The organism is Kocuria sp. U4B, from assembly GCF_054875615.1.
This window is the reverse complement of sequence record NZ_CM142180.1, coordinates 1288486-1309205: the sequence shown is the minus strand read 5'-3', so window position 1 is coordinate 1309205 and position 20720 is coordinate 1288486. Positions and strand designations below refer to the sequence as shown.

The following is a 20720-nucleotide window of genomic DNA, read 5'->3' as shown; positions in this document are numbered from 1 at the left end:
CTACTCCTGCCCGAGCGCCCGGACCAGCTCCGGGCCGAGCAGCTCCACGAGCGGGTCCGCCAGGCGGATCCGGCCCACGGGGCGGCCCGCGCCGGTGATCGGGCGCACGACCTGCCCGATGACGGCGGCGGCGGCCGGGGCGGGCACGGCCCCGGCGTGGGCGAGCAGGCTCAGCCCGACGAGCGCGTTGGCGCGGGAGCCGCCGTCGAGCACCTTGAGGGCCACCGACCAGCCGTCGCGGGTGCCGAGCGCGAGCACGCCCTCGGCGCCGAGCTTCGCCACGACGTCGAGCTCCTCCATGACCACGGTGTTGTACTTCCCGCGCCCGTGCACGTACTCGGGGTAGTCGAGCATGCACTGGGCCACGGTGGCGGCGCGGGCGTCCGCCGCCAGGTTGCCGGCCGCGCGCCCCAGGGTCGAGTAGGCGCGGGCGAGGCCGGTGAGGGAGATCGCCGCCAGGGGCGCCCCGCAGCCGTCCACGCCCACGTGGGCGACGGGCTCCCCGGCGAACTCCGCGACCGTCTCCAGGACCGTGCGCTGCAGGGGGTGCTCCGGGTCGAGGTAGTCCTCGGTCGGCCAGTCGTTCTCCGTGCAGGCCCAGAGGAAGGCCGCGTGCTTGCCGGAGCAGTTCATGCAGATCCGGGCCCGCCCGTGCCCGGTGCGCACCAGCTCGGCGCGCACGTCCTCGTCCTCGGGCCAGTCCGGCGGGCACTGCAGGGCGTCCTCGTCCACCCCGGCGGCGTCGAGGATGGAGCGGACGGCCTCGAGCTGCTCGAAGGAGCCGATGTGGGACGCGGAGGCGATGGCCACCTGCGCCCCGCGCAAGGGCACGCCGGCCTTCATGGCGGCGATCGTCTGGAACGGCTTGAGCGTCGAGCGGGGGAAGATCGGCGCGCAGACGTCCCCCAGTTCCACGGCCACCGCCCCGTCGGGGGCGAGGACGACGGCGGAGCCGCGGTGGCGGGACTCGACGAAGCCGCTGCGCTCGATCACGGCGAGGTCCACGGCGCGCTCCGAGGTGAAGGTCTGCATCCCCCCAGTATGTCAGCCCCGATGTCACCCCCGCCGGGGCCGCCCCGGGGAGGGCTCAGCCGCCGGTGCCCCCGGTGGCCCCGCCCTCGGCGCCCTCGCCGCCGGCGGCTCCGCCGGCGCCGCCGCCCTCGCCGCCGGCCCCGCCCTCGGGCACGGTGCCGTCGGCGCCGGTGTCGCTGGTCTCGTCGCCGGTGCCGGCACCCATCGTGGCCTCGGGCGCGCCCGTGCCGGCCGTGGCGCCGGTGTCCGCCGTGGTCGCGGCGGAGGTCCCGGCGGGAGCCTCCGGCGTCTGCTCCGTCTCGGTGTTGTCGCAGCCGGCCAGGAGGAGGCCGGCGACCGCGGCGGCCGAGGCCGCCAGCATGCGTGTGCTCGTGTCCATGCGGCCATGGTAGGCCGGTGTGACGGGCCTCACGGGGGTGCCGGCGCGGATTTCCGGGTCCCGGGCCATCCCCTGGGAGAGATCAGGGTGCTTAGCTATCCTGGAGGTTTGGGCCCGGGCGCGGCGACGATGTGTCAACGCCCCCTGCCGAGAACTAGCCTGGGGGCGTGAAGGTTTTGGTACTGGGCCCCGGCGGCCGCGAACACGCAATCATCCGTGCCCTGCTGGCCGATCCGGAGGTCGAGCAGGTGCACTGCGCGCCGGGCAACGCCGGGATCGCGCAGATCGTCCCGGTGCACGCCGTGGACGCGAACGACCCGGCGGCGGCCACCGGGCTGGCGCGCGAGCTGGGGGCCGACCTCGTCGTCGTCGGCCCGGAGGCCCCGCTCGTCGCGGGCGTGGCCGACGCCCTGCGGGAGGCCGGCTTCCCGGTCTTCGGACCGTCGCGTGCCGCGGCCCGGCTCGAGGGCTCCAAGGCGTTCGCCAAGGAGGTCATGGCGGCGGCCGGCGTGCCCACCGCGATGGCGCGCGTGGCCACGACCGAGGCCGAGGCCGCCGACGCCCTCGACGGGTTCGGCGCCCCCTACGTCGTGAAGGACGACGGGCTCGCCGCGGGCAAGGGCGTGGTCGTCACCTCCGACCGCACCGAGGCCCTCACCCACGCCGCCGCCTGCTTCGCCGCGGGCGGGTCCGTGGTGATCGAGGAGTACCTCGACGGTCCCGAGGTGTCCCTGTTCGTGCTCACGGATGGCACCCGGGTGATCCCGCTGAGCCCCGCCCAGGACTTCAAGCGCATCTTCGACGGCGACGAGGGCCCCAACACCGGCGGCATGGGCGCCTACACGCCGCTGCCGTGGCTGCCGGACGGTTTCGTGGACGAGGTCGTGGAGCGGGTGGCCCGGCCCACCGTGGACGAGATGCGCCGCCGCGGAACCCCGTTCGTGGGCGTGCTCTACTGCGGGCTCGCCGTCACGCGCCGGGGCCTGCGGGTGATCGAGTTCAACGCCCGGTTCGGGGACCCCGAGACGCAGGCCGTGCTGGCCCGCCTCGCCACCCCGCTGGGCCGGCTGCTGCTCGACGCCGCGACCGGCCGGCTCGACGAGGCCGAGCGGCTGCGCTGGCGCCCCGAGTCCGCCGTGGCCGTCGTCGTCGCGGCGCAGGACTACCCGGGCACCCCCCGCACCGGCGACCCGATCGGCGGGCTCGAGGCGGCGGAGGCGCTCAAGGACGTCCACGTCGTCCACGCCGGCACCGCCGTGGCCTCTGACGGCGAGCACGCCGGTCGCGTCGTCTCGGCCGGTGGCCGCGTGCTCGCCGTCGTCGCCCTCGGGGCCGGCCTCGACCAGGCGCGCGAGCGCGCGTACCACGGGGTGGAGCTCGTGGCCCTCGAGGGCTCCCAGCACCGCACCGACATCGCCCTGAAGGCGTCCCGCGGTCAGGTCGACCTCCCCACCGTTTCCGATTCCGCCCCCCGGCAGGAGCAGGCATGAGCGAGCACAGCACCGTCACCGTCCCGCCGCAGATCCCCGGGTGGACCCACGTCTACTCCGGCAAGGTCCGCGAGCTCTACGTCCCCGACGAGTCGCGGCTGCGCGCCACGGGCGTGGCGATCTACGACGACGCCGAGTACCGCGCGGGCTCCGTGCTCGTGGTGGCCACGGACCGGATCAGCGCGTTCGACGAGATCCTCCCCACGGAGATCCCCGACAAGGGCAAGATCCTCACGCAGCTGTCCCTGTGGTGGTTCGAGCAGCTCGCCGAGATCCCGAACCACGTCCTGTCCACGGACGTCCACGAGTCCGTGCGGGGCCGGGCCGTGATCTGCAAGAACCTGTCCATGTTCCCGGTGGAGTGCATCGCCCGGGGCTACCTCACCGGCTCCGGGCTCAAGGACTACCGCGCCACGGGCCAGGTCTGCGGGATCGAGCTGCCCCCGGGGCTCGTCGACGGCTCCCGGCTCGCCCCGCCGATCTTCACCCCGACCGGCAAGGCCGCCGTGGGGGAGCACGACATGCCCGTCACCTTCGACGAGATGGCCGACGCCGTGGGCCGCGCCGTCGCGGAACGGCTGCGCGAGCTGACGCTGAAGATCTACACCGCCGCGGAGGAGATCGCCCGCGAGCGCGGGATCGTCGTGGCCGACACCAAGGTGGAGTTCGGCCTGGACTCCTACCGCGGGGCGATCACCCTCGGGGACGAGGTGCTGACCCCGGACTCCTCCCGGTTCTGGGACGCCGAGACCTACGACCCCGGCCGGGCCCAGCCGTCCTTCGACAAGCAGTACGTGCGGGACTGGCTGCGCTCCGAGGCCTCCGGGTGGAGCGGGTCCGGGCCCGTGCCCCCGCTGCCGGAGGACGTGGTCCAGAGGACGCGCGCCCGCTACGTCGAGGCCTTCGAGCGGCTCACGGGCAAGAGCTTCGACCCGGAGGGGAACTTCTTCGAGGTGGCCGGCCCCGCCGACTACTGAGCCCTCCCGGGATCGGTCCCGGCGCCGGGGTCCGGGCTCCAGCGGGCGCGGTCCATGTCGACGCGGACCAGGTGCCGGTCGTCCTCGCGCAGGGGGGTGCCCTCGTCGCGGTAGCGCCGGCGGGCCTCGGCCTGCAGGTGGTCGGCCAGGACGCCGTCCCGGTCCACCACGCGCCACCAGGGCAGGGCCGCGCCGGTGGGGTTGCGCGCCATGACCGTGCCCACGGCGCGGGCGGAACGGCACTCGGCCAGCTCGGCCACGTCCCCGTAGCTCAGCACCCGCCCCGCCGGGATCGTCGCGACGACCGCCGCGACGCGCTCGGCCAGTGAGCTCACAGGGCCTCGCTGCCGTTCACCGGCAGGCACACCGACAGCACCCAGTGCCCGTCCCGGGGCCCGCTCTCGGCCTGCCCGCCCAGCAGGGACACGCGCTCCGTGATCCCGCGCAGGCCCAGCCCGGAGGACAGCTCGGAGGAGCGGCTGCCGGTGCCGGCTCTGGAGAGGGGGTTGCGCACGACCAGGCTCAGCTCCTGCGCGTCGGCCGTCACCTCGATGCCGACCACCGCGCCGCGCGGGGCGTACTTGATGATGTTGGTGACCGCCTCCTGCAGGATGCGCGCGGCCGTGCCCCGCACCGTGGTGGGCGCGGACTCGATGTCCCCGGTGATCACCACCTGCGGGTCGAAGCGCAGGTCCTTGAGGCTGCCCGCCAGGGACGTCACCACGTGCTCGAGGCTGCCGATCGACAGGCCCGCCCCCGTGACGTCGCGCGGGTGGTCGCCGTCGTTCTCGTTGCGCAGCAGCCGCAGCAGGACCCGCAGCTCGTGCAGCGCCGAGCGGGCGGCCCCCTCCACGGTCTCGAGGACCTGGTGCAGCTCCGAGACGTCCCCGGAGCGCCGGCGGCTCATCGTCTGCATCGTGATGAGGGTCAGCTCGTGGGCGACGACGTCGTGCAGGTCGCGGGCCAGTGCCTGGCGCTCGTCCTCCCGCAGGCGCTCGTTGAGGATCTCGAGGTCCCGGACCCGCTCCTCGCTGCGCCGCCGCTGGGTCCGGAAGTACCGCACGGCCGCCCCGATCAGCGCGCCGGCCATCGTGACTGCGATCAGGCTCCAGAAGATGATCGAGTCGTCGGGGTGCTTGAGCGACGACAGCACGATCCATACGCCATAGACGGTCAGGTGGACGGCGATGAAGCGGCGCGTGGCCGTGGCCACGACGGCGACGGTGACCATGCAGGTGCTGAGCGCAGCCATGGGGTATTCGTCGATGTGCCACGAGAACACGAGGCAGCCGATGGAGACGAGGGAGGCCCAGGGCGCGCGTGTGGCGAGCATGCCGATCGCGGCGTAGGCCAGGATGCTGTCGAGCGCCTCCTCCTTGTCGCCCGAGTTGATGGAACCGTTCAGCCACCCCTGGAACAGGTTCCGCAGGTCGTCGATGGCGCCGAAGACCGCGAACAGCAGGAGCACCGTGCTCAGCCACCGGGCCAGGGGCTCGGCGTGGAAGAACGAACTCTTCTCGGCTGTGCGCGGTGCTCGCTGCGGGATTTCAGTTATGGCGCTCACTCAAAGAGGTGTAGCACAGGGCCCGGGGGACTAGCACCAGAAGGGCACGTAGTAGCAGATCGTGGCGCGGGGACCCATGTTGACGTTGATCATCGGGCCGGCGGTCGCGGGGGCGACGGGGGCGATGATGAAGGAAGCGGCGAGGGTGACGGACGCGATGGCGGTGGTCAGCTTCTTCTTGCTCATGGGGGGCTCCTATGAAGGTCGCGGACGGCACCGGATCGGGGGGATGGCGGGGACCGTGGGGGAGAGGTGTCCCTGCCGAGGGGGGGGGTGTGCTGTCCTGCTGCCCTTTACTTTGCCAAAGTGAACCAAACGGGTCCATTCACCTTTGTCCAGTCCTTTTGTGACTTAAGTCGAAGATGACGCACTGCAGATATGGGGACGTCGTGTTGCGCATGTAGGCGCATCGAAAAATAGACTGCAGGAGTGACAGATTGCAGAGTGCTCGTCGTGGACGACCAGCCGCTGATGCTGGAGGCCCTGAAGTCCTTCTTCTCCGCCGAGCCGGGGTTCGAGGTGATCGGGACGGCCGCGAACGGCCGTGAGGCCGTGGACCGGTGCCGCGCCTCGGATCCGGACGTGGTGCTGATGGACATGAAGATGCCCGTGATGGACGGGATCGAGGCGACCCGGGAGATCACCCGGAGCAGCCCCCGGTCCAAGGTCCTGGCGCTCACCACGTTCTCGACCCTGGAGTTCGTCGTGCCCGCCCTGCGTGCGGGGGCCGCCGGCTACCTCGTCAAGGACGCCCGGCCCGACGAGATCATCACGGCGGTGCACCAGGTGCTCGACAACGAGATCGCGCTGTCCCCGGCCATCGCCCGTGCGCTCGCCGACAACGTCATCTCGGTCCCCGACCAGCAGCAGCGGCCGGCGGACGACGGCCTGCGGTCCCTGCTCACCGAGCGGGAGATGGAGACCGTCTCCCTCCTCGCGCAGGGGCTCAGCAACCGGGAGATCGCCGAGCAGATGCACGTCTCCGAGGGCAGCGTGAAGGCCTACCTCGGCCGGGTGTGCGAGAAGTTCGGCGTGCGGGACCGCGTGCAGGCGCTGATCAAGGCGTACCAGAGCGGGCTCGTGGACCCCCAGCTGCGGGATCTCTGAGGCCTTCCGCCCGGCTGCGGAGGACCTGCCGCAGGCCGGGACGAACGGCCACCACGGAGTGGACAAAAGTGCATTCAATTGCATTGTGGTGTCCGGCAGAATCAGTGGTGCGAGCAGAGAAGAACGTCGGTGGACGGGATGAGAGACATCCGTCCGGCGCGGCGCGGCCCGAGTCCCCCCTCAGGGCTCCGCGCAGGACCGGATGGTCCACCGACCTGCTCACGGTAGGGGGCCGCCCCGGGACCGTCCCCCCTGTACCGGGAAGCGGCCGCGCAAGGCTTGGATCACCTTGCAACCCCTCGGCCCTGGGCCCCCTACCGTGCACCACGTGAGCAACGACGGCGGCCCCACCGGATCCCGGTGGGGCCGCCGTCGTGCTGGGGCAGGGGTCCGGTGAGGTCGCTCAGCCGTTGCCGCTCAGGCCGAAGAACCACGTGATGTGCTCCCGCAGCGCCGTCGCGGCGTCCTCGCCCCGCCGCTCCCGGAACGCCCGGAGGATCTCGTGGTGCTGCTGCTGGAGGGTGCGGCGCACCCGGGGCCAGTCCTCGAGGCGCGCGACGGTCTCCTGCACGTAGCCGATCGTGGCCTGGCGCAGCGAGGACATGATCGTCCCGACCACCAGGTTGCCGGCCAGCGAGGACAGCAGCACGTGGAACTCGGCGTCGTGGGCGTGGAAGCGCTCGTCCGGCAGGCCGGGGTCGTCCATGGCCGCGACCAGGGCGGCGGCGTGCTCGAGGGCGGCCGTGCGCTCTGGGGTGTCGGGGGCGGCGGCCGCCTCCCGTGCAGACTGCGTCTCGAGCAGCAGGCGGGTCTGGACGAGGTCCCGCACGGGCAGGGACCGGGTGGCCACGTGCATCCGCAGGGCCCAGGCGAGCGCCGCGGAGGGCTCGGAGATGACGATGGCCCCGGCGCTGGGCCCCGAGCCGGTCGAGGACCGGACCAGGCCCATGGCGTCGAGGATGCGGATCGCCTCCCGGACCGAGGCGCGGGAGATGGCGAACTCCTCGGCGAGCTGGCGCTCCCCCGGCAGCTTGTCGCCCACCGAGATCTCCCCGGAGCGCAGCCGCTCCTCGAGCCAGTCGAGGACGACGGTGTACGTGCGTGAGGCCGCGGGCACGGGCAGCTCCTGAGGGGACGGACGGGTGCGGTTCATTCTAGGGACACCACCGGCGGCCCTGCCGTGCCTGCCGGGCCCACCCCCGGTGCGACGCCGGCGCCTCGAGGCCGGGCGCGGGGTGGGGAGCCCCTGTCGGCGAGCCCGATTGTGTGACGGGGCTCACCGCCCTACTATGGTCAGACCACAGGCGGTGCGCTCGGTGCCGCCCGGGTTCCCCGCTCGTCCCCGTCCCCGGAGGCCGCATGAGAATCGCACTGTTCGCCACGTGCATCGTGGACGCGATGTACCCCCGGGTCGCGCTGGCCACCGTGCGCGTGCTGGAGCGGCTGGGCCACGAGGTCGTGTTCCCGCCCGGCCAGGGCTGCTGCCCAGCTGCACGTCAACAGCGGCTACTTCGCCGATGCCCTGCCCGTGGTGCGCAACCACGTGGAGGCGTTCTCGGCCGCCGACTACGACGTCGCCGTGGCCCCCTCCGGCTCCTGTGTGGCCTCGCTGGGCCACCAGCAGCCGATGATCGCCCGTACGGCCGGCGACGAGGACCTGGCCCGCGCCGCCGCGGCCGTCGCCGGCACCACCTACGAGCTGTCCCAGCTGCTGGTCGATGTGCTCGGCGTGACCGACGCGGCCGGCCAGCTCGGGTCCTGGTTCCCGCACCGGGTCACCTACCACCCCTCCTGCCACGGGATGCGCCTGCTGCGCCTGGGCGACCGGCAGAAGGACCTCGTCCGCTCCGTGGCGGGGCTCGAGTTCGTCGAGCTGCCCGACGCCGAGGAGTGCTGCGGCTTCGGCGGGACCTTCTCCTTCAAGGTCCCCGAGGTCTCCGCGGCGATGGCCGAGGAGAAGATCGGCAACATCGTCGCCACCGGAGCCGAGCTGTGCACCGGCGGCGACGCCTCCTGCCTCATGCACCTGGGCGGGGTCATGGCCCGCCGGGGCACGGGCGTGGGCACCGTGCACTTCGCCGAGATCCTCGCCTCCACCCGGGCGAACCCGCTCGAGGTCTCCGGGCCGGTCGAGCTGTCCATCCCCGCCGCGCCCCGGAGACGCCGCACGGCGTCGTCGACCACCGCTTCCGCCGGAGGTGCCCGGTGAGCCGCACCGCACTGGGCATGCCCGGGCTCCGGCCCGTCCACGGGCAGGGCAGCCTGCACGCGTCGGTGCCGTTCCCGGAGGCCGCGAAGGCCGAGCTGGGCAACGCGCAGATGCGCGCCAACATCCGCCACGCCACGCACATCATCCGCGGCAAGCGCGCGGCCGTCGTGGCGGAGCTGCCCGACTGGGAGGCGCTGCGCGCCGCCGGCTCCGCCATCAAGGCCCAGGTCCTGGCGAACCTGCCGGAGCTGCTCGAGGAGTTCGAGCGCAACGCCACGGCCCGGGGCGCGACCGTCCACTGGGCCCGCGACGCGGAGGAGGCCAACCGGATCGTCACCGAGCTCGTGCAGGCCACCGGGTCCACGGACGTCATCAAGATCAAGTCCATGGCCACCCAGGAGATCGGCCTCGACGCCCACCTTCAGGCCCACGGGATCACCGCGACCGAGACCGACCTCGCGGAACTCATCGTCCAGCTCGCCCACGACAAGCCCTCGCACATCCTCGTCCCGGCCATCCACAAGAACCGGCACGAGATCCGCGACATCTTCCTGGCCGAGATGCCCGAGACCGACGAGACCCTCACGGCCGAGCCGCGCGACCTCGCCGAGGCGGCGCGGACCCACCTGCGGGAGAAGTTCCTCTCCACCTCGGTGGCGATCTCCGGGGCCAACTTCGGGGTGGCCGCCACCGGGACGCTGGCCGTGGTGGAGTCCGAGGGCAACGGGCGGATGTGCCTGACCCTGCCCGAGACCCTGATCACCGTGATGGGCATCGAGAAGCTCGTGCCGACCTTCGCCGACCTCGAGGTGTTCCTCCAACTGCTCCCGCGCTCCTCCACCGGGGAGCGGATGAACCCCTACACCTCCCTGTGGACCGGGGTGACCCCCGGCGACGGGCCCCAGGACGTGCACGTGGTGCTGCTCGACAACGGCCGCTCCGCCGTGCTCTCCAACCCCGCCGGGCGCTCGGCGCTGCACTGCATCCGCTGCTCCGCGTGCCTGAACGTGTGCCCGGTCTACGAGCAGACCGGCGGCCACGCCTACGGCTCGACCTACCCGGGCCCGATCGGGGCGATCCTGTCCCCGCAGCTCACCGGCATCACCTCCGAGCAGAACGCGTCCCTGCCCTACGCGTCCTCGCTGTGCGGGGCCTGCTACGACGTCTGCCCGGTGAAGATCAACATCCCCGAGATCCTCGTCCACCTGCGCGACGAAGACGTGCGCAGCAAACCCTCACCGCGGGTCCCGTCGCAGATGGACCTGATGATGAAGGGGGCCTCCTTCGTGATGTCCTCCGGTAAACGCATGGGCCTCGCCGAGAAGGGGCTGCCCCTGGGCCGGGCGGTGGCCGGCCGGGACCGGGCGATCTCGTGGCTGCCCGGGGTGGTGAGCGGCTGGACCGAGCAGCGGGACCTCCCCGCCCCGCCCAGGCAGTCCTTCCGCAACTGGTGGGCCGACCACGCCGGCGAAGCCGAGCGGCGCGCCGAGCAGGACGGGTTCCGGGACCACGCGGCCGACGAGGAGAGCGAGCGATGAGCACCGATGCGAAGATCGAGATCCTCGCCCGCATCCGCGGGGCGCTGCACGACGCCCCGGCGGTCCCCGAGGTGCCGCGCGACTACCGCGTCTGCTCGGACCGCCCGCGCGCGGAGGTGGTCGGGATGCTCGAGGACCGGCTGCTCGACTACAAGGCCGGCGTCCACCACGAGACCGCCGCGTCCCTCCCCGGGAGGATCGCGCAGCTGCTCGGGGCCTCCGCCCGGTACGTGGTGCCCGCCGGGCTGGACCCCTCCTGGCTGCCGCAGGACACCGCCGCCCGGTGCGCGATCGTGGACCTCGACGACGCCCGCGAGCCCACGACCCTGGGAGTGCGCGAGCTCAACGCGGTGGACGCCGTGGTGACGTCCTCGACCGTCTCGTGCGCGGAGACCGGCACGATCTTCCTCACCGGCCGTCCCGAGGAGGGCAGGCGCGCCATCACCCTGGTGCCCGACCACCACATCTGCGTGGTGCCGCTGGCCTCGGTGGTCGAGCTGATCCCCGAGGCGCTGTCCCGGATCACCCCCACCGCGCCCGTCACGATGATCTCCGGGCCCTCCGCGACCTCGGACATCGAGCTCGAGCGGGTCGAGGGCGTGCACGGGCCGCGGACCCTGAACGTCATCCTGCTGGACTGACCGGAGCGGTCCGGCGGCAGCCGCGTCGCGCCCGGTCACTGGGTGGTGGCCGGGCGCGACGCAGGGCGCCTCCGCTACATGGTCTCCGCCGGGGTCATGACCACGAAGACCTCGCCGTCCGGGCCGGCCACCACGGCCATCCGCCCGTACTCGAAGTCGGAGGGCTCCGAGCTCACCGAGCCCCCCGCCCGGCGGACGCGCTCGGCGGCGGCGTCGACGTCCTCCACCTGGAAGGCGACCGACCAGCCGGGCTGGGCGTCTGCCGCGTCAGGGGCGGGCCCGCCGATCCCGCCGGCGGGCTGCTCGCCCCCGGGGACGGTGAACAGGGCGTAGGGCATGTTCTCGTCGCCGATGTCCTGGTAGGTGTAGCCGAAGACCGTCCGGTAGAAGTCCTGGGCCGTGGCGGGATCCGCGGTCATCAGGTCGCACCAGGTGACCGCGCCGGGCTCCTCGACGCGGTTGAAACCGGTGTGCTCGTGGGACTGCCACAGCCGGAACTCCGCCCCCGTGGGGTCGGTCCACACCCCCATGGACCCGAAGGGCCCGATCTCCATGGGCTCGAACACCGGCGTGGCCCCGGCCTCGACCGCCTTGGTGCCGTCGGCGCCGATGTCGTTCGTGGCCAGGTAGACCGACCACACGTGCGGGGCGGCCTCCATGCCCTCCGGGGTGGGGGAGAGACCGGCCACGACCTCCCCGCCGGCCAGCGCGTTGCAGTATCCGCCGTACTCGGCCTGGGACTCGGTGAACGTCCAGCCCAGGACGTCCCGGTAGAAGGTCTGGGTGCGTTCCAGATCGCCGGCCATGAGGTCCACCCAGCAGGGCGTGCCGGCGGGCCAGGGGTTCGGGTTCGTGGTCATGAGACGGGTCCTTCCGGGAGCATGGAGAACGGTCCTGACGGAGGCCTGCGGCGTGCTGCTCGCCCCGCCGCGTGCTGTGACCTCCGACACCTCCGATGCTAGGACCCGGCCCGGACGCGCTAAGGAAGTGCCCGCAAATGCGTCGTCGCCGACCGGTTGCACCGGTGGCCCGGCGGGTCTGTACTGCGTGCACCACGTCGTTCGTGCGAGAAGAGGCCCCACCATGAGGATGATGCTGCTGACCGCCGGCTCCCGCGGGGACGTGGAGCCGTTCGCCGCACTGGCCCGCCACGCCTCCGCCCGGGGCCACGAGGTGCGGCTCGGCGTGCCGGAGAACTCGGGGGTTGACCTCGCCGGCATCGACGCCGTGGGCCTCGACGTGGACTTCCGGGCCCTGGTCCAGACGCACGGGGTCTCGCCCTGGACGGCGGTGCGCCACTTCCGCACCGAGGTCGGCCCCGGGATGCGGCGGATGCTCTCCGCCGCCGTGCGGGCGACGCTCGCCTTCGGCCCCGAGCTCGTCGTCCACCACCCCAAGGTCCTCACCGCGCCGTCCGTGGCGGACGCCCTGGAGATTCCGCACGTGCTGGCCGAGCTCGTCCCCGTGGCCACGCCCACCCGCGAGTTCCCCGCGCCGGGCGTGGTGAACCGCGACCTCGGCCGGTTCAACCGGTGGACCTACGCGGCGGCGCCGCTGGCGGGCCGGATGTTCCGGGGCGACGTCGAGCGGGCGTGCGCGCAGCTGCCCGGCGGCAGGGCGCCGTCTCCCGCCTCGGCACCCCGGGCCTCCCTGGTCGCCGTCAGCCCGCAGCTGCTGCCGCGTCCGGCGGACTGGCCCGACACGGTGCACCTGACCGGGGCCTGGCGCGAGGAGGGCTCCGTGCCCGACCTCGACCCGGCCGTGGAGGAGTTCGTCCGCGGCGGTCCGCTGCTGGTGGCGACCTTCGGCTCCATGGTCGCCGGTGACCCGGTGGGGCGGGGGCGGGCGGTCCTCCGGAGCGCCCGCGCGCACGGGCTGCGGACCCTGCTGCTCACCGGGTGGGGCGGGCTCGCGCTGCCGGACGACAGCCGGGGGGAGGACGTCCTCGCGGCGGCGTCGGTCCCGCTCGACGCCGTGCTCCCGCACGCGGCGCTCGCCGTCCACCACGGCGGGGCGGGCACGGTGCACACCGTCGCGCGGGCGGGCGTGCCCTCCGTGGTGGTGCCCTTCCTGGCCGACCAGCCCTTCTGGGGTCGGCAGCTGCACCGGCACGGGCTCGCCGCGGCGCCCATTCCTCGGAGGAAGTTCACGACGGAGCGTCTCACCGCAGCAATGGTCGAAACGCTCGCCTGCGCGACCACCGCCGAGCGGGTGGGACGGGAGATCCGGCGGGAGCGCGGGTTGCAGACGGCGCTCGACATCGTGCTCTCAAGCTGAACCGGGACATTCGCAGAATGCTGACTGTTGTTGTCGGCAGCTGGTGCTGACCTTTGTGGACTCGTGACAACTCGTCATGAGTGCTGTTTCACATTCTCGGACGCTCTAATTCCTTTTCCGAGAAATGCCGCGCGACCTGCCGTGACACCGGAAACGGCCCGTGCTCGGTTACGGTCTGTGCCGTACAGCACCTTTCATGTGGGGACAGCAGTCCACCGGGCGACTGCCGAAGCGCCCACGAACCCGAGGGGCCCGTCCATGGAGACCGTCGTCAACGCCGCACCGCTCTGGCTGCTCATCGCCACCGGGCTGGCCGGCGCGGTGCTCGGAGCGTTCCTGCCCCGGGCAGTCGTCCGCTACAGCCCCTCCGAGGACGAGTCGCTGCCGGTCCTGTCCCGGCCGATGCTCGCCACGACCACGGCCGCCCTGTTCGTCCTGGTGGCCGTGGTCCTCGGCCTCTCGTGGGAGCTGCCGGCGTATCTGTTCTTCGCCGCGGTCGCCGTGGTCCTCACCGTGATCGACCTGCGTCACCACCTCCTGCCCAACGCCGTGGTGCTGCCTGCGCTGGGCATCGGCTTCGTCCTCCTGGCCTGCGCCGCCGCAGGTGAGGACGCATGGGGGGCCCTGGTGCGGGCCGTGCTCGGCGCCATTGTGCTCTTCGTCCTGTATCTCGTGCTGGCGCTGATCTCGCCGGCCGGTCTCGGCATGGGCGACGTCAAGCTCGCCGCCGTGCTCGGCCTGTTCCTCGGCTACCAGGGGTGGGGTGCGCTGTTCGTCGGCGCGCTGCTGGCCTCGGTGATCGGGGCGGTCGTGGGGTTGGCCGTGCTGGCGTCCCGCTGCGGTGGTCTGCGCAGCGACGTCCCGTTCGGTCCGTCGATGCTGGCCGGCGCCCTGCTGGCCGTGGTGGTGGGGGAGCGGGTGGCCCGGGAGTACCTGCTTCCGGGACTGTACTGACGCCGTTCGGGGGACAGGTCGCCCTTCACCAGGGTCCATGCGGATAAATGAACCGCCTCACTAGGCATTGCGTCGCTGTTTGACGTCCCCCAAAGTGCATGCGTTCGAATGCTTGTGACTTTGCGATCGCTACCGCTATCTTTTCTACAGGTCGGTAGGCAAGCGGCAGACAGATCCCGCAAGACGCGAATGCCAAGGGCTCGTCCTACGACCCAACCCCCTTTTCTCTCTTACCCTGAGGACACATCATGCTGCCCATTCTCGTCACCCTGCAGTACGTCGCCGACGCCAAGAACTCCATCGTGGACCGCCTGACCCGCGAGGAGAAGGGCGCCACCGCCGTGGAGTACGGCCTGATCGTGGGCCTGATCGCCGTGGCCATCATTGGAACCCTGGTTCTTCTCGGGCCTCGCCTCAACACCCTTTTCCAGAACATCCTTACCCAGCTGCCGGGTGGCACCCCCGCCCCGGTCCAGAACCCCTGAGCTCGGCTGGTACAGCAAAAAGCGCCGCGGCGTCCCGTCCGGGGCGCCGCGGCGCTTCCTCGTATGGGACCCGCTATCCCAAGGATGCCATAACGCTCTAACTAGTGACTCATCCAATGCTTACTGAAAGGCACGACTATGAATGCGTGGGGCTCGGAACGCGGCGCAGCTGCCGTGGAGTTTGCCCTCGTCGTGCCGCTTCTCCTGACGCTTCTGCTGGGGGTCATTGAGTTCGGTCACTACTTCAACGTGCAAATCTCCGCCACCCATGCCGCGCGTGAAGCAGCGCGGACGATGTCAATCACGGGTAACTGGGTCAAGGCGGAAGAGGCCGGGCGCAAAGCTTCGCCCACGCTCAAGCAGTCCCTGGTGGCTTTGACGCGAGATCCGCTCACATGCAGTCCGGGTGCCACCGTGAGCGTAACGGTGACGTACGAGTTCGACTCCTACACCGGGATCGTCAAGAACAGGAAACTTGTCGGAAAGGCGGCCCAGCGATGCGGCGGTTGATCGATCACCTCCAGCATTCTGCTGCCGTCCACCGCGGGACTGGCGAGCGCGGAGCCGTCGCTGTGTTGACGGCCCTGACACTGGTGGTGCTCCTCGGATTCGTGGCGCTGGCCGTCGATGTCGGGCTGCTCTACGCCGAGCGCGCGGAGCTGCAGTCCGGAGCCGACGCTGCCGCCCTCGCCATTGCTCGCGACTGCGGGCAGGGCATCAACTGCAACCCGTACCTGGCGGCGCCCATCGCCCAGCAGATGGCCAATCAGAATGCGGGCGACGGAAAGGCATCAGCCGCCACGCCGGTGTTCGACGGGAACACCGTGCGGACTACGGTCTCGACCCGAGACAAGAGCGGGGCGGGGTCTCTGGCTCTTGCCTTTGCGCCTGTCATCGGCGGTGGCGGGCGGAGGACGGTCTCGGCGACCGCCTCCGCCGCGTGGGGCGCCCCGCTCAGCGGCATCGCCATATGGCCGGTTGCCTTCGCCGAGTGCGAGTTCGACCTCTCCGGGAAGCCGCAGGCGCTGACCCTCGGTGCCAAGGGCGGGACGCTGTGCTCGAAGTACGCCCTTGACGGCGACCTCAATCCGCCCGGCGGCTTCGGCTGGATCGGCGACGACAAGGACGGGTCCTGTTCGCAACAGGTCAGCGTGGGCAGCCAGATCCAGTCCACCGGTACGAGCCTGCCCCAGGACTGCAACGCCACGCTTGCGAAACAGCTGGAGAATCGGACCATCCTCATCCCCGTCTACGACGACAAGGTCGGACAGGGCAATAACGGCTACTACGACATCAGCGGATGGGCCGCCTTCCACATCGAGGGTTATACCTTTACGGGCAACGTCAGCTGGGAACCTCAGAAGGTCACGCAGTTCTGCAACGGCAGCTGCGACGGCATCTATGGACGTTTCGTCCGGTTCACCTCCTTCGACGAAGGCTTCACCATCGGCCCGCCCTCCTCCTTCGGAGTGTCCGTCGTCGACCTCCGTGAATGACATGGACCGGCGACCAGCGGCAGCGTATCTGTCCTCGTCGACCAACCGCGCCCTCTCCTTTCAGCCCTCGTGCACTACTCACTCTTGAGGATGACACTCCCGTGAAGATCCGTATTCTCGCCGGCTTCGTGATGGCGGTCCTGGCCATCGCCGGATTGGTCCTCGTCACCACCTACGTCGGTGCCGCCGACGCCCGCGCCCTGAACGACCAGGAACCGCGCGAGGTCTACCTCGTCACCGCGCCGATTCCCGAGGGGACCCCGGTCAAGGAGTTCGCCGAGTCCGTGGCCCTGCACACGGTGCCCGCCGCCGTCGTGCCGGACGGCGCACTGTCCTCCCTCGACGGTCAGAGCGGCAAGGTCGCCGGCGCCGACCTCCAGCCGGGGGAGCAGCTGCTCGACTCGCGCCTGGTCGAGCCCGAGGTCCTCGAGGCTCCGGGGACCGTGCCGGTCCCGGACGGGCTGCAGGAGGTGACCATCCAGCTGGACGCGCCGCGCGTGGTCGGCGGCCAGCTCGCGGCTGGTGACCGCGTCGGTTTCTTCGTCTCCTTCGAAGGGGACGACAACCGCCAGTCCCGGACCGCGAAGGACCTGGACAAGATCCTCGTCACCTCGGTGCAGGGCGCACCGTCGACGGTCGCGCCTGCGGCGGACGAGAGCGGTGCGGCGCCCACCGGCTCCGAATCCCCAGCCGTGCCGGAGGGTTCGATGCTCGTCACCTTCGCCGTCAACGCGGACACGGCCGAGAAGATCGTCTACGCCTCCGAGTTCGGCCGGATCTGGCTCTCCCTCGAACCCGAGGACGCCGAGGAGAACGCCAACGGCGCCACGCGGGAGGACTTCTCATGAGCCGCCTGCTGCTGATTACCGGCGATCATGCCTATGACGCCCGCTTCCGCCAGGCCGTCCAGGGCCGGCTGCCCGGCGAGGTGCAGACCGTGCTCGGCACCTCGCTGCCCTCCACCCCGGACGAGCTGCTCGGCCGCTCCATCGGCGAGCTCCCTTCCGTGGTCGTCCTCGGTCCCGGCGTGGATCTCTACGAAGCCATGCGCCTGAGCGGCGTCTTCGACATCCAGCGCCCCGAGGTCGCCCTCGTCCTGGTGGTGCCGGGGGACATGTCCCTGGCCGTGGCCGCGATGCGCGCCGGCTTCCGCGATGTCCTCGACCTCGACGCCGACCCCGATGGCATCCTCGGCACCCTGTCCCGCGTCCTGGACGCCGCAGAGTCCCGCCGCCGCGTCCTGCCATCCGGTGGTCCCACGACAGGGAGCCTGCACGCTGTGCCGTCGGCCCGCCGCGACGACTCGCGCACCATCGTCGTTACCTCACCCAAGGGCGGGGTCGGCAAGACCACGGTGGCCACCAACCTGGCCGTGGGGCTGGGGCGGATCGCGCCCATGAGCACGGTGATCGTCGATCTCGACGTCCAGTTCGGCGACGTCGCCGCCGCGTTGCGACTGGCCCCCGAGCACTCGCTGACCGAGGCCGTGAGTGGCCCGTCCGTCGACGACGCCCTGGTGCTCAAGACCTTCCTCACCGTCCACCCGGCTTCGATCTACGCCCTGTGCACCCCGGCCAATCCGGCCGAGGGCGAACTGGTGGGCGGGTCCCAAGTGGCACACCTGCTCGAACAGCTTTCGGGTCAATTCCAGTACGTCGTCGTGGACACCGCCCCAGGTATGGGGGAGCAGGCGCTCGCCGCGCTGGAGGCGGCCACCGACGTCGTCTTCCTCACCGGGATGGACGTTCCCGGGGTGCGCGGGCTGCGCAAGCAGATGGATCTGCTGGGGGAGATCGACCTCGTGCCCCCCAGCGCGCAGGTCGTGGTCAACGCCGCCGACCGCAATACCGGGCTGTCGGTGCAGGACATCGAGGCCACGATCCGCGCCTCGGTCGACCACGTGGTCCCGCGCTCCCGCATGGCCGCGTACGCCACCAACCGCGGTGAGCCCCTGCTGCTGCACGCACCCAAGGACAAGGCCGCCCGGCATTTGCAGGCTCTCGTCGACTCCTTCGCCCCCGACCGCCCCGCCGCCCGGCGGGGCCTGCACCGGAAGGCTCTGGTCCGCTCGTGAAGCTCGCTGAACGCCTCGCTGCCGCCCGCGGTGAAACCCTCCCGCCGACCCCCGCTGCTTCGGTTCCTGCTGCCGAGGCAGCAGAAGACCAGGACCGTTCCGCGTCTCCGCTGGAGGCGGAGTCGGTCACTTCGGCGGCCGAGACCTTTCCTCCGGCTGCTGCCGACGCGCCGGTTCTCAGTTCGCTCGTGCTCTCCGCCCCGGCGCCGGAGGCCCCGGCCGAGCCGGCCCAGCGGATGCAGTCCGGGAAGTACGATGCGCTGGCCGGGCTGAAGCACCGAGTCAAGCAGGAACTGCTGGACCGTATCGGTTCCCGACAGTCCGATTCGAGTCTCTCCGACGTCCAGCTGAAGGACTTCGCCACCAAGGAGCTCACACGGATCGTCGCCGAGGAGCAGGTGCCGATGTCCTCCGAGGAGCGGGTCCGTCTGATCCGCTCCGTGAGCGACGACGTGCTCGGCTACGGCCCGCTGCAGGAGCTGCTCGACGACGACTCGGTCACCGAGATCATGGTCAACGGACCGGACCAGATCTTCGTCGAGCAGAAGGGCAAGGTGACCCTGTCCGAGTCGACCTTCGCCTCCGAGCAGGACCTGCGCCACGTCATCGAGAAGATCGTCACCCAGGTGGGCCGGCGCATCGATGAGTCCTCGCCCCTGGTCGACGCCCGCTTGCCCGACGGCTCCCGCGTCAACGCCGTCATCCCGCCGCTGGCCGTGAAGGGGTCGTCCCTGACGATCCGCAAGTTCGCCAAGGACCCGCTCACGGTCGAGGACCTCATCCGCTTCGGGTCGGTGTCTCCCCAGATGGCCGAGCTGCTGCGCGCGTGCGTCGAGGCGCACCTCAACATCCTCGTCGCCGGCGGCACCGGCACGGGCAAGACCACGATGCTCAACGTGATGTCGTCGTTCATTCCGCACGGCGAGCGCATCGTCACGATCGAGGACGCCGTGGAGCTGCAACTGCAACAGGAGCACGTGGTCCAGCTGGAGTCCCGCCCCGCCAATATCGAGGGCAAGGGCGAGATCTCCATCCGCGACCTACTCAAGAACTCGCTGCGCATGCGTCCCGATCGGATCGTGGTGGGGGAGTGCCGCGGTGGGGAAGCATTGGACATGCTCCAGGCCATGAACACCGGCCACGACGGGTCGCTGTCGACCATCCACGCCAACTCCCCGAGAGACACCATCTCGCGTCTGGAGACCCTGGTGATGATGGCCGGCATGGACCTGCCGCAGCGGGCGATCCGCGAGCAGATCGCCTCGGCCATCCACGTGGTCGTCCAACTCTCGCGCCTGCGTGACGGCACTCGCCGCGTCACTCACATCACCGAGATCCAGGGTATGGAGGGGGAGACCGTGACGCTGCAGGACGCCTTCCTCTTCGACTGGGACGCCGGTGTGGACCCGCGCACCGGCCGGTTCCGCGGCACGACCCGTTCCACCGGAGTACGGCCACGCTTCGTGGACAAGTTCGAGGACTACGGCATCAAGCTCCACCCCTCCGTCTTCGACCCGGGGCGGCGCTGATGGCTCCGCTGCTGGTCGGCGTCGGCCTGCTAGTGCTCGCCGGGGTGCTCGGGCTGTTCGTGGTGTTCCGCTCCCGCACCCCGCGGCTGCCCATGGACCGGCGCCGGCCCCCACGCGGGCCTCGGGAGTTGGAAACATCTCAGTTGTCCCGGCTCTCGGGCGCGACCACTGAAGCGGTCGCGGAGTTCCTGGAGCGCAAGGGTTGGACTCGCAAGGTCGGCGCGGCGCTCGAGCACGCCGGGATCAAGTTCTCGCCGGCCGACTTCCTAGTCCTGGTGGTCATTGGGTCGGTGGTCGCAGCCGCCATGGGAACGCTCGCCGGGGGCCTCCTGCTCGGGTTGCTGTTCTTCCTGGCGGCTCCGATCGTGGCCAAGCTGGTGATCGGTGTCCTCACGAACCGGCGCAAGCGGATCTTCGCCGATCAGCTCGACAACACCCTCCAGCTGTTCTCCGGTTCCCTGCGGGCCGGCCACTCGCTGCTGCGAGCTGTTGACGCGGTGGCAAAGGAATCCGAAGCGCCGACCTCAGAAGAGCTGACGCGGATCGTCAACGAAACCCGCCTCGGCATGGACCTCGACGACTCCATGAACCAGGCCGCCAAGCGCATGGGATCCGAGGACTTCTCCTGGGTCGCCCAGGCGATCGGCATCCACCGCGAGGTCGGCGGTGATCTCGCCGAGGTGCTCGACCGCGTGGCGGGGACCATCCGCGAGCGCAACCAGATCCGGCGGCAGGTCAAGACGCTCTCGGCGGAGGGCAAGATGTCCGCCTACATCCTCATGGCGCTGCCCGTACTGATCGCCGGGATCCTGACCCTGATCTCCCCAGACTACATCTCCCAGTTTCTCACCAGTGGCTTTTTCGGCTACGCAATGATCGTCGTCGCGCTGCTGATGTTCGCGATCGGCGGCTTCTGGATGTCACGGATCGTCAAGATCACCTTCTGAGCACCTGCCCTGACCCCAAGG

21 protein-coding genes and 1 pseudogene are annotated in these 20720 nt (G+C 71.1%); 15 read left to right on the top strand and 7 right to left on the bottom strand.

Translation table 11 applies throughout. From position 1 onward, the window contains the following. Window positions 1–1032 (bottom strand): asparaginase, encoded by a 1032-nt coding sequence (locus tag ACYSMR_RS06200; RefSeq protein ID WP_461747684.1) that lies wholly within the window; start codon window positions 1030–1032, stop codon window positions 1–3. A gap of 55 nt (window positions 1033–1087) precedes the next feature. Then, window positions 1088–1411, bottom strand: a complete 324-nt coding sequence (locus tag ACYSMR_RS06195) for a hypothetical protein (protein ID WP_461747683.1) — start codon at window positions 1409–1411, stop codon at window positions 1088–1090. 167 nt (window positions 1412–1578) lie between these two features. Between ACYSMR_RS06195 and purD the strand changes: the two genes are divergently transcribed. Together purD and ACYSMR_RS06185 are read left to right on the top strand one after the other, a co-directional pair. Beyond that, on the top strand, window positions 1579–2901 hold the full coding sequence (gene purD / locus ACYSMR_RS06190) for a phosphoribosylamine--glycine ligase (RefSeq protein WP_461747682.1): 1323 nt from the start codon (window positions 1579–1581) through the stop codon (window positions 2899–2901). Continuing rightward, complete coding sequence (locus ACYSMR_RS06185; protein WP_251334353.1) at window positions 2898–3878, top strand: phosphoribosylaminoimidazolesuccinocarboxamide synthase; 981 nt, start codon at window positions 2898–2900, stop codon at window positions 3876–3878. Before purD ends, ACYSMR_RS06185 begins: the two co-directional genes overlap by 4 nt. On the opposite strand, the gene ACYSMR_RS06180 is transcribed toward ACYSMR_RS06185, so the two are convergent. From ACYSMR_RS06180 to ACYSMR_RS06170, 3 genes are read right to left on the bottom strand one after another with little or no spacing between them, the layout of a single operon-like run. Beyond that, window positions 3872–4213, bottom strand: a complete 342-nt coding sequence (locus ACYSMR_RS06180; RefSeq protein WP_309126752.1) for an MGMT family protein — start codon at window positions 4211–4213, stop codon at window positions 3872–3874. The two genes, ACYSMR_RS06185 and ACYSMR_RS06180, sit on opposite strands and share 7 nt — an antisense overlap. After that, the gene (locus ACYSMR_RS06175; protein WP_461747681.1) at window positions 4210–5442 is read right to left on the bottom strand and encodes a sensor histidine kinase; all 1233 of its coding nucleotides are present in this window, start codon (window positions 5440–5442) and stop codon (window positions 4210–4212) included. Before ACYSMR_RS06175 ends, ACYSMR_RS06180 begins: the two co-directional genes overlap by 4 nt. Before the next feature lie 30 nt (window positions 5443–5472). Next, window positions 5473–5628 carry a hypothetical protein gene (locus ACYSMR_RS06170; RefSeq protein ID WP_251334350.1) on the bottom strand — a complete coding sequence of 52 codons (156 nt, stop codon included), beginning with the start codon at window positions 5626–5628 and terminating at the stop codon, window positions 5473–5475. A gap of 243 nt (window positions 5629–5871) precedes the next feature. Between ACYSMR_RS06170 and ACYSMR_RS06165 the strand changes: the two genes are divergently transcribed. Continuing rightward, window positions 5872–6549, top strand: a complete 678-nt coding sequence (locus ACYSMR_RS06165; protein ID WP_308222216.1) for a response regulator transcription factor — start codon at window positions 5872–5874, stop codon at window positions 6547–6549. Window positions 6550–6952: 403 nt separating this feature from the next. Here ACYSMR_RS06165 and ACYSMR_RS06160 read toward each other — a convergent pair whose 3' ends face one another. Beyond that, window positions 6953–7702, bottom strand: coding sequence for a FadR/GntR family transcriptional regulator (locus ACYSMR_RS06160; RefSeq protein WP_461747680.1), 750 nt, complete (start codon window positions 7700–7702; stop codon window positions 6953–6955). A 206-nt stretch (window positions 7703–7908) separates the two neighbouring features. Here ACYSMR_RS06160 and ACYSMR_RS06155 point away from each other — a divergent pair. The 3 genes and pseudogenes from ACYSMR_RS06155 to ACYSMR_RS06145 all read left to right on the top strand — a co-directional run bounded on the left by ACYSMR_RS06155 (window position 7909) and on the right by ACYSMR_RS06145 (window position 10937). After that, window positions 7909–8758 (top strand): annotated as a pseudogene (locus ACYSMR_RS06155) ((Fe-S)-binding protein). Further along, entirely contained in the window at window positions 8755–10296 is a 1542-nt protein-coding gene (locus ACYSMR_RS06150; RefSeq protein WP_461747679.1) for a LutB/LldF family L-lactate oxidation iron-sulfur protein, read from the top strand. Before ACYSMR_RS06155 ends, ACYSMR_RS06150 begins: the two are co-directional and overlap by 4 nt. Next, the gene (locus ACYSMR_RS06145) at window positions 10293–10937 is read left to right on the top strand and encodes a LutC/YkgG family protein (RefSeq protein WP_461747678.1); all 645 of its coding nucleotides are present in this window, start codon (window positions 10293–10295) and stop codon (window positions 10935–10937) included. Before ACYSMR_RS06150 ends, ACYSMR_RS06145 begins: the two co-directional genes overlap by 4 nt. A gap of 74 nt (window positions 10938–11011) precedes the next feature. On the opposite strand, the gene ACYSMR_RS06140 is transcribed toward ACYSMR_RS06145, so the two are convergent. Further along, on the bottom strand, window positions 11012–11797 hold the full coding sequence (locus tag ACYSMR_RS06140) for a VOC family protein (RefSeq protein ID WP_461747677.1): 786 nt from the start codon (window positions 11795–11797) through the stop codon (window positions 11012–11014). A 223-nt stretch (window positions 11798–12020) separates the two neighbouring features. On the opposite strand from ACYSMR_RS06140, the gene ACYSMR_RS06135 reads away from it, so the two are divergent. From ACYSMR_RS06135 to ACYSMR_RS06095, 9 genes are all read left to right on the top strand, one after another. Beyond that, entirely contained in the window at window positions 12021–13214 is a 1194-nt protein-coding gene (locus ACYSMR_RS06135) for a glycosyltransferase (RefSeq protein WP_461747676.1), read from the top strand. Window positions 13215–13472: 258 nt separating this feature from the next. Then, window positions 13473–14168: a prepilin peptidase gene (locus ACYSMR_RS06130; protein ID WP_461747675.1), complete on the top strand. Its 696-nt coding sequence runs from the start codon at window positions 13473–13475 to the stop codon at window positions 14166–14168. 248 nt (window positions 14169–14416) lie between these two features. Next, entirely contained in the window at window positions 14417–14653 is a 237-nt protein-coding gene (locus ACYSMR_RS06125; protein WP_461747674.1) for a Flp family type IVb pilin, read from the top strand. Between the two features lie 138 nt (window positions 14654–14791). Next, a complete protein-coding gene (locus ACYSMR_RS06120; protein ID WP_461747673.1) occupies window positions 14792–15163 on the top strand; it encodes a TadE family protein in 372 nt (123 codons plus the stop codon). Further along, entirely contained in the window at window positions 15151–16149 is a 999-nt protein-coding gene (locus tag ACYSMR_RS06115) for a pilus assembly protein TadG-related protein (RefSeq protein WP_461747672.1), read from the top strand. The genes ACYSMR_RS06120 and ACYSMR_RS06115 overlap by 13 nt, the downstream gene beginning before the upstream one ends. 101 nt (window positions 16150–16250) lie before the next feature. Then, window positions 16251–16997 (top strand): Flp pilus assembly protein CpaB, encoded by a 747-nt coding sequence (gene cpaB, locus ACYSMR_RS06110; protein WP_461747671.1) that lies wholly within the window; start codon window positions 16251–16253, stop codon window positions 16995–16997. After that, window positions 16994–18223, top strand: coding sequence for an AAA family ATPase (locus ACYSMR_RS06105; protein ID WP_461747670.1), 1230 nt, complete (start codon window positions 16994–16996; stop codon window positions 18221–18223). The genes cpaB and ACYSMR_RS06105 overlap by 4 nt, the downstream gene beginning before the upstream one ends. Then, on the top strand, window positions 18220–19752 hold the full coding sequence (locus ACYSMR_RS06100) for a CpaF family protein (RefSeq protein WP_461747669.1): 1533 nt from the start codon (window positions 18220–18222) through the stop codon (window positions 19750–19752). Before ACYSMR_RS06105 ends, ACYSMR_RS06100 begins: the two co-directional genes overlap by 4 nt. Beyond that, window positions 19752–20699: a type II secretion system F family protein gene (locus ACYSMR_RS06095; RefSeq protein ID WP_461747668.1), complete on the top strand. Its 948-nt coding sequence runs from the start codon at window positions 19752–19754 to the stop codon at window positions 20697–20699. The genes ACYSMR_RS06100 and ACYSMR_RS06095 overlap by 1 nt, the downstream gene beginning before the upstream one ends. Window positions 20700–20720: the final 21 nt, after the last annotated feature.